Genomic DNA, 8,635 nt, shown 5'->3' with positions numbered 1-8,635 from the left:
AGAACTAGAACTAGAACTAGAACTAGAACTGGAACTGGAACTGGAACTGGTTGGACTTAGAATGTAGTTCATTCGTTCCTCGTTTGGGTATAGGCAGAGTAGAGGGAGTTGAAAATGCTTCTTTGCCGAGGCTATCGTACCCTTGTTATAATAGAATTAGCATGTATTGGATCTAACCATACAAAAAAATGAACATACGAAGGAGGGCTTATGGAGCTATCAAGAACGGAACGACACAAGCAGCAGCGAGAGCAGCGTCAGAACAGGAAACGGAAAGCTGTATGGGGATACAGTGTTCTAGGTATTATCATCATTGCAGCGGCGCTGTTTGCATGGCAGGGGAAGTTGTTCGATTTGGGTGGAACGGAAGCGCAGGATGGAATAACAGCTTCTGTCGGAGATAAGTCAGGGACAGGCGGACAAGATCAGACCGCAGAAGGTGCGGATGACTCGAAGGATTCTAAGGACGCCAATGCGGATGATGCAACAGCAGTACCGGATGATAAGAAGGAGCCGACAGTTCGTCTAGCCTTCGTAGGTGACATGATGATGTCAGGTCGCGTTGAGGATGTTGTGAAGGATAAAGGGTATGACTTCCCTTATTATTATGCGAAGTCACTGCTGCAGGATGCGGATCTTGCGATTGGAAATTTGGAGACGCCGCTCACGACTGGTGGTTCTCCAGCAGACAACAAACTGTTCGTATACAAATCGTCTCCGAAGATGGCACAGGCAATGGCTGAGGCGGGAATCGATATTGTCAATTTGGCCAATAATCATTCGATGGATCAAGGTGAAGAAGGGCTGCTTGATACATTTAAAACATTAAAATCTGCTAACATTGCTTACATAGGTGCTGGAAGCAATTCCAAAGAAGCCTATACGCCGCATATTGTAGAGCGCAATGGCATTAAATTGGCATTCTTGGGACTTAGTCGAGTCATTCCGGACGACACCTGGTATGCGTGGAAGAACAAGCCTGGAGTAGCGACAACCTATGAAGGGACGAAGGAGCGGGCGGCAGAAGCAATCAAGTCCGCCAAGAAGGAAGCGGATATTGTTGTCGTGATTGCGCATTGGGGAGAAGAACGGACGGACAAGCCGAATGCGAAGCAGAAGGAGCTGGCGAAGCTGTTCGTGGATTCCGGAGCAGACCTCATCGTTGGCGGCCATCCCCATGTCGTGCAGGGCTTCGAGCAGCAAAAAAACAGCTGGATTGCATACTCAATGGGCAACTTTATTTTTACGCAAGCAGAAAACCCAAAAACCTGGGAAACGATGGCGCTTCAAGCGGAATGCAAGAAGGATGGGAAGTGCGAGCTTAAGATGACCCCGTTCTTTACAAACGTAGGGCAAGCTATTCCACTCGAAGGTGAACGAGGGCAGAAGCTAATGAAGCGGGTGCAGGAAATATCCCCGGGCGTCCAGATCGATCAGGGCGGGAACATACGAAAAAAGCAATAATTCATAATTATTCAAATTTAAATTAATACTGACAGGAAAACGCCGAACATTTATGGGGGAGAAAAGCATGAATCCGAATTTAAGTACGCAAAGCTTGGACAAAAGTAATCATTCCTACATTCGAAATGTATATTGCATAGGCCGCAATTACCGCCTTCACGCTGCCGAGCTTGGCAATGAGGTTCCTCAGGAGCCTATGGTATTTATGAAGCCCTCTCACGCGGTTACGGATATTTCAGAGATGACCGATCTGCCGCTGCCCCTACATCTTGGAGCCGTTCATCATGAAATAGAGCTTGTACTTCGAATCGGGAAGCCTGTAGAGAAGGGAATGACTGCCGACGAGGTTGTTGATGCCTACGCACTTGGAATCGATTTTACGCTGCGCGATGTTCAGGATGCGCTCAAGCGCAAGGGGCATCCATGGATGGCGGCAAAAGGAGTCTTGAACTCCGCGCCGATTACGTCTTTCCGTCCTTTTCCGGGAACAGAGGCATTGTTGCATTCCCCATTTAGCCTGCTTAACAATGGTACGGAAGTGCAATCAGGTTCGGTGGGTGATATGATCTTCTCGTTTGATGCCCTTATTACCTATATTGCCGATCATTATGGCCTTGGGGTAGGAGATCTGGTGTTTACTGGAACGCCTGCAGGTGTGGGATCAGTACAGGCTAATGACGAGCTGTCGCTCATAATGGATGGTGAAATGCTTGGCAGATGCCGCATATGCGCTATGGATCAGGCCATTTAAACGATTTGGATGATAACTCGATTTATTGAAAATAGCATGGATAAAAACCATAAATAGTTTCACTTTTTTAAAGCCCGTTTTCGGGCTTTTTATTATGTTTAGGAGAACAGAATGATATTTTTATACAATCAGAAGCAGGAATTGACAATATCTTGGATAATATGTATTTGAACTTAAGAAAAATAGGGAAAGGAGGAGATTGCATGAATGTTTTTAAGATTGAAGAGCATTGACTACATAAAGATGTAGTTACATTTACTACGTCTCGAGTAATTTTCAGCACCGACTCCGCAGAATGATATCAACAAACTTCAAATGAGCTCTCCTACAAACTAGACATCATGCGTGTTGAGTTACCGATTTCGCAGTAGAACGTTTTATTCTGTGTCCTTCATTTTGATACAAATACTGTCATGATTCATATTGTTGTGAGGGGACTAAAAATGAAATGGTATGCATTAAGTGTTGAAACGGGTTGTGAAGAGCTTGTTCGAGCAATTATATGTCGTGATTTTGATCCGTCCATATTACATGCGATTGTTCCTAAGAGAAGATTATGTGAAAAAAAACAAGGCCATATTCATTATGTTGTCAAAACGATGTTTCCCGGTTATCTTCTCATACGAACTACGATGAATACAAAAACCTACTATAAGCTTCAAGAGATACCGAAGGTCTACAGTATTCTAAATAACTTTCAAACACAACATAAGATATATAATAGTGATGATATTGTTTCCATTTCCAACATTCCTGAAGAAGAGGTCTCTATTTTATTTCAATTGCTTGATCGAAATCATATTATCAATTTATCGGGCGCAATCGTCATAAATTCACGAGTTCAAGTAAAATGTGGTCCGCTAAAGGGAATGGAAGGAATTATTCGGAAATTGGACAAACGGAAAAATCGAGCTAAAATCTCATTAAGCTTTCTTGGAAGTGAAAGGCTTATCGATGTAGGACTAGAAATACTTCATCAATAGGCAGAGTTTTAAGCTAAGGGCATGTCGCTTCTGTTCTTCTAGAAAAAAATGATATGGTTAATATCGTAAATTTATAGACATCGTCGAAATTTGCAAAATGTCATTCCTCTTTTAATTGGGGAATGACATTTTATAGTGTTGAAGAACAGTAAGGCAATGGTAGATTTTACATAAGAAAAATGTTCCATTTTCAAAAAAGCTGTGATATACTGTTGTATAAGATGGTATTTTGTATATATTTGTCAATGAGTGTAAAAAATTTGCTGAAAATCAACCGTTGTTTCGGCACGTTGATAGGTAGGCAAATAATATAAGGAACCTCAAAATCTTGTTTAATGGTGGCTGATGCTATGAGCTATGCATCATTTGGACAACGGATTGATTTACGTAGAGACATGGTTAAGTTAAATGCTGCGTTAAGTGTTGTCCACATTGGAAACAGTGAGGGTGAGATTGAACTTGCAGAACGTGTTCTTCATCCAAATGAAAGCGCTTACTTATGGGGGATGCGCTTTGAACGCCGTAAGAAAAGCTACATTTTGGGGAGATATAGCGCAAAGCGGGCCGTAACAGAACTGATGCCTACCTTAAAATATCAAAGTATTTTTGTCGAATCGGGTGTATTTGGGCAGCCTTTTCTAGTGTTGGAGCAAGCATCTAATTTGCAAGTAAGCATCACGCATAGCGGATGCGTTGGAGCGGCAATTGCTTTTCCAGAGTCTCACCCAATGGGGATCGATCTAGAGATTATCAATGACGACGACAAGCTCGGAATCATGGAAAGGCATATGACGGCACTAGAGAGAGGATTCGTTGACAGGGTAAACTGCTCATATCCATTACTGGTTACTCTGCTTTGGACGTCGAAGGAAGCATTGTCCAAAGTGTTGAGGACTGGCCTGACTGTGTCTATGGAACTGTTAGAGATACAAGAGGTCATGGAATGTAACGGCATTATTCGCTGTACATATTCCCAATTTCCACAATATGCTTCAAATTCCTATGTGTTAGGGCATTATGTGTGTACGATTGTGTCGCCGAGAAATACAAAATTTGATGTAAATCTGGCTTCGTTGCAGGGAATTGACTCTATTTTATCCTGCTCCTGCCATACAAAGGGAATGAATACTTAGTGGGGAATCGATATCAGGTTTATCAGTTTAAGGTTCGCAGGTATCCGTTCATCAATTATTGCTATTTGGTGGTTGATGTGGCAACGAAGCAATGCTTGCTAATTGATCCTGCTTGGGAGCCTGCAACGATAGAACGGGCTATTGCAAATTTGGGTGTCGATTTGGTCTATGTTCTACTCACTCATTCCCATAAGGATCATGTTGATTTGGCTGAGTGGTTTGCGGTTGGCCATCAAGCGGAAGTGTGCATGCTTCATGAAGAGATTTGCTATTATCGGTTTTCTTGCACGAACTTAAAATCATTGCTAGACGAAGAGCGATTGTGGTTGGGCGAGACGGAAATTAGAACACTCCATACCCCTGGTCACACAATAGGAAGTGCATGCTATCTGCTAGAAGATTGCCTATTTACTGGTGATACGATTTTTATTGAAGGCTGCGGTACTTGTGATACGGATGGAGGAGATGCATCCGCTATGTACGACAGCATACAACGCATCAAACGCGAAGTCCCGCCACGGGCGCGCATTTATCCAGGGCATTCCTATGGGAAGGAACCCGGTTATCCTATCAGTTATTTATTGCAGAACAATATCTATTTTCAAATTTCAAACAAAGAGCAGCTCGTGAAATTCAGGATGAGAAGAAATCAAGATCATTTGTTACATTTCAAATAAGCTCTATATATCTAAAAGTCTGAAATGTCGAAAACCGATTTGAGGGTGATATCCGGTGGCTTCAAAAAAAGTAGTGTTTATGTTTTCAGGGCAGGGGTCCCAATATTACCAGATGGGGAAGCAACTGTATCATGAATACGGGGTGTTCCGAAGATGGCTCGACCATTTTAATGAATTTGCAATCAAATTTAGCGGAATTTCAATTTTGGCTGAGTGGTTTGCAAATGACAAAAAGATAAGCGATTCATTTGACCGGACGATTTATACGCATCCGGCCATTTTTATGTTTCAGCTTGCTTTATCAAAATTGCTGCAATCTTTCACAATCCATCCAGATGAAGTTATTGGAAGCAGCCTGGGAGAGTTCGTAGCTGCAGCCGCCACGGGGACGTGCGACGAGGATATGGCATTCGAAATGGTGCTTAGACAAGCTCATTGCCTGGAATCCAAATGTGCACAAGGTGGAATGATGGCGGTGATCTCAAATGAACAGGATGCTTTTGATCCTGTTATTCGGTACAATTCCGAGCTTGTTTCCTTGAATGGAAATCATTTTGTTATCTCCGGCGATAGAAGGGGGCTAGCGGAAATTGAACGGAAGTTGAAACAGCGAAATATTTCATGTCAGATGCTTCCGGTTAGCTATGGCTTTCACTCGAAGCATATAGATGAAGCGGCATCCGATTATCTAGCCTATCTGAGGACATTGGACTTTACCTTCCCAAGAGTTGATTTTATTTCTGGTTGTGAAGGAGTAAGAAAAAAGCGATACGAACGTGATTACTTTTGGAGGGTAGTCCGTGATCCTATTTTATTTCCAGATGCCATTCGTAACTTGGAACAAGAAGGAGAGCATCTTTATTTAGATCTAAGTCCCTCGGGAACGCTCGTTAATGTCGTGAAGCAGTGCCTATCAAGTTTATCCCGTTCGGAATGTATAGCAGTGTGGACGCCTTATCATCGAATCGAATCGTTTCCAGAACAATTGGATTCGCTCTCTTTCAAGCTGTCTCAATTTAAATGATTATTGAAAAGGTGGGGTATAATGGCGGTTTATTTATTTCCAGGTCAAGGTTCTCAACATATAGGGATGGGTAAAGATCTTTTTGACCAGTTTCCTGACATTACTTCCTGCACAGACGATATATTGGGTTATTCCATTCGAACGTTATGTTTAGAGGATCCTGACCGGCAATTAGGACAAACACAATTTACGCAGCCAGCTTTATATACAGTAAACGCATTAAGCTATCTCTGTCGGTTGCAAGAGTCGGAACAAGAACCTCGTTATTTGGCAGGACATAGTTTAGGGGAATACAACGCACTCTTTGCTTCTGGGGCCATTGATTTTGCTACAGGTCTTCGTCTAGTTAAGAAAAGAGGCGAGCTTATGAGCCAGGTTTCCGGTGGAGGCATGCTTGCCGTAATCGGGCTCAATGCTGATCAAGTCGAAGCGGTAATCAAGGAGAACCGTCTGTATTCCATTGAAATATCGAATTATAATGCTGATTCCCAAATCGTCGTAGGAGGACCGCAGGACGAGATAGAGCGTGCGCTCCCGCTATTTGAAGCGCGTGCCAAAATGTGCATTCGGTTAAAGGTTAGTGGAGCATTCCACACCAGCTATATGAATGGAGCAAAAGAGCAATTCAAGCGCTATATGGAATCTTTCGAGTTTGGTCAGATACGAATTCCCGTCATATCCAATCTGACTGCAAAACCGTATGGACAGGGTGAAATCAAAACGAATCTAGCCGAGCAAATTACGGCTTCGGTAAGATGGAATGACAGTATTCGATATCTTATGAGGCTTGGAGAAACTGAATTTACGGAAGTTGGACCGGGAAATGTGCTCACGAAGTTAATCGGAAAAATTCGTGAGGAAGAAAAGACTGCATATACAGCGGAGGAGATCGGGAAATCATTCTCAGCAGAAACTGTTACCGTTCAACCGAGCGAATGGGAGCGGGGATCCAAGCCTTCTTATGCTGCGTTGCCACAAACTCACCGAATAACGGCAGAAATGTTAGGGAGCAGCGAATTCAAGCAAGACTATAAATTGAAATATGCGTATTTGTCCGGAGCCATGTATAAAGGGATCGCTTCTCCTGAAATGGTCATAAAAATGGGCAAGTCCGGAATGATGGGTTTTCTCGGTACAGGCGGGATGACGCTAACGGAAATCGAGGCCGCAATCCGGCAAATCCAAAGCGAATTAACAGAAGGGCAATCATATGGGGTAAATTTGCTGCATAATCCGGCGAACCCGGATGCAGAAGAAGAGGTATGCAGACTATACATGAATTGCGGCGTAAAGACAATTGATGCATCAGCTTTTATGAGCATCACGCCGGCTTTGGTATTATTCAAAGCACGCGGATTTTATTATGCCCCCACGGGAGAACTGGTCAGCAGCAGCAAAATAATAGCCAAAATATCTAGGCCGGAGGTTGCCGAAGCGTTTCTTAGTCCGGCTCCTGAGCGAATCGTCAGAAAGCTGCTTCAGGAAGGTAAGATCAGTCCGGAGCAAGCAGAGAAAGTAAGCATGCTGCCGATGGCGGATGATATATGCGTGGAAGCGGATTCCGGTGGACATACCGATCAAGGAGTCGCCTATGCGCTGATGCCTGCAATTATCAAACTTAGAGATCGGATGATGGATAAGTTTCAATACCGAAAAAAAGTCAGGGTTGGTGCAGCAGGAGGAATCGGTACACCGGAAGCCGCAGCCGCAGCTTTTATCTTAGGAGCGGACTTTATCTTGACGGGTTCCATTAATCAATGCACGGTAGAAGCGAAGACTAGTTCCTCTGTTAAGGAACTGCTGAGCAGTATTAACGTTCAGGATACGGATTATGCTCCAGCCGGGGACATGTTCGAGATAGGCGCGAAGGTGCAAGTGCTGAAGCGGGGTGTGCTTTTTCCAGCCCGAGCGAATAAGTTGTACGACTTGTATCAAAAGTATTCATCTTTGGATGATATTGACGATAAAACAAGGAATCAAATTCAAGAAAAGTATTTCAAAAGGTCTTTCGATCAAGCTTATAACGATTGCAAGCAGTATTATCCTCCACAAGAGATTGAAAGGGCAGAGCGAAATCCTAAGTATAAAATGGCCATGGTTTTTAAGTGGTACTTTGCATATTCCACACGATTGGCACTGCAAGGGATAGAGGAGATGAAGGTTGATTACCAGGTACATTGCGGTCCTGCGCTAGGTTCCTTCAACCAATGGGTCAAGGGAACTTCGTTAGAGAATTGGCGGAATCGCCATGTCGATGAGATCGGCCATATGATGATGAAGGAGACAGCACAGTTGCTGCAGTCCCGATTCAATCAATTAACAAATGTTCTGTAACGATGGAATGAGGAGGGGTTATGGTTGACACGAGAGTCGATATTTCAAATTATTGTGGAGCATATCCGCGAAGTGTTACCTGAATTAGCCGGGGAACAAATTACTCTGGAAGACTCGCTGCGGGAACTAGGAGCGAATTCCGTGGACCGAATGGAAATCCTGGTGTCTGTCATGCAATCCTTGGGTGTTAAAATCCCTATGGTCAATTTCGGCAAAGCATCGAATATTGGAGATTTGGTGCGTATCTTCCAGGAAGGCAATTAAACTGA

The 8,635-nt window shown here is 43.5% G+C and carries 8 protein-coding genes; all 8 read left to right on the top strand.

Going from position 1 to position 8,635, the window contains the following annotated elements; genetic code table 11:
- Positions 1–210 precede the first annotated feature (210 nt).
- Positions 211–1,464 (top strand): CapA family protein, encoded by a 1,254-nt coding sequence (locus BBG47_RS05040; RefSeq protein WP_065290809.1) that lies wholly within the window; start codon positions 211–213, stop codon positions 1,462–1,464.
- 67 nt (positions 1,465–1,531) lie between these two features.
- Positions 1,532–2,215, top strand: coding sequence for a fumarylacetoacetate hydrolase family protein (locus BBG47_RS05035; RefSeq protein WP_065290808.1), 684 nt, complete (start codon positions 1,532–1,534; stop codon positions 2,213–2,215).
- 443 nt (positions 2,216–2,658) lie between these two features.
- Complete coding sequence (loaP, locus tag BBG47_RS05030; protein WP_065290807.1) at positions 2,659–3,198, top strand: antiterminator LoaP; 540 nt, start codon at positions 2,659–2,661, stop codon at positions 3,196–3,198.
- Positions 3,199–3,548: 350 nt separating this feature from the next.
- Positions 3,549–4,331, top strand: coding sequence for a 4'-phosphopantetheinyl transferase family protein (locus tag BBG47_RS05025; protein ID WP_065290806.1), 783 nt, complete (start codon positions 3,549–3,551; stop codon positions 4,329–4,331).
- On the top strand, positions 4,331–5,008 hold the full coding sequence (locus BBG47_RS05020; protein WP_065290805.1) for an MBL fold metallo-hydrolase: 678 nt from the start codon (positions 4,331–4,333) through the stop codon (positions 5,006–5,008). Before BBG47_RS05025 ends, BBG47_RS05020 begins: the two co-directional genes overlap by 1 nt.
- Before the next feature lie 79 nt (positions 5,009–5,087).
- The gene (locus BBG47_RS30600; RefSeq protein ID WP_065290810.1) at positions 5,088–6,032 is read left to right on the top strand and encodes an acyltransferase domain-containing protein; all 945 of its coding nucleotides are present in this window, start codon (positions 5,088–5,090) and stop codon (positions 6,030–6,032) included.
- A 21-nt stretch (positions 6,033–6,053) separates the two neighbouring features.
- The gene (fabD, locus tag BBG47_RS05010; RefSeq protein WP_065290804.1) at positions 6,054–8,366 is read left to right on the top strand and encodes an ACP S-malonyltransferase; all 2,313 of its coding nucleotides are present in this window, start codon (positions 6,054–6,056) and stop codon (positions 8,364–8,366) included.
- Positions 8,367–8,390: 24 nt separating this feature from the next.
- Complete coding sequence (locus tag BBG47_RS05005) at positions 8,391–8,630, top strand: acyl carrier protein (protein ID WP_065290803.1); 240 nt, start codon at positions 8,391–8,393, stop codon at positions 8,628–8,630.
- Positions 8,631–8,635 lie beyond the last annotated feature (5 nt).

The organism is Paenibacillus sp. KS1, from assembly GCF_001680695.1.
GTDB lineage: Bacteria > Bacillota > Bacilli > Paenibacillales > Paenibacillaceae > Paenibacillus_B > Paenibacillus_B suaedae.
This window is presented reverse-complemented; position numbering and strand designations above follow the sequence as displayed.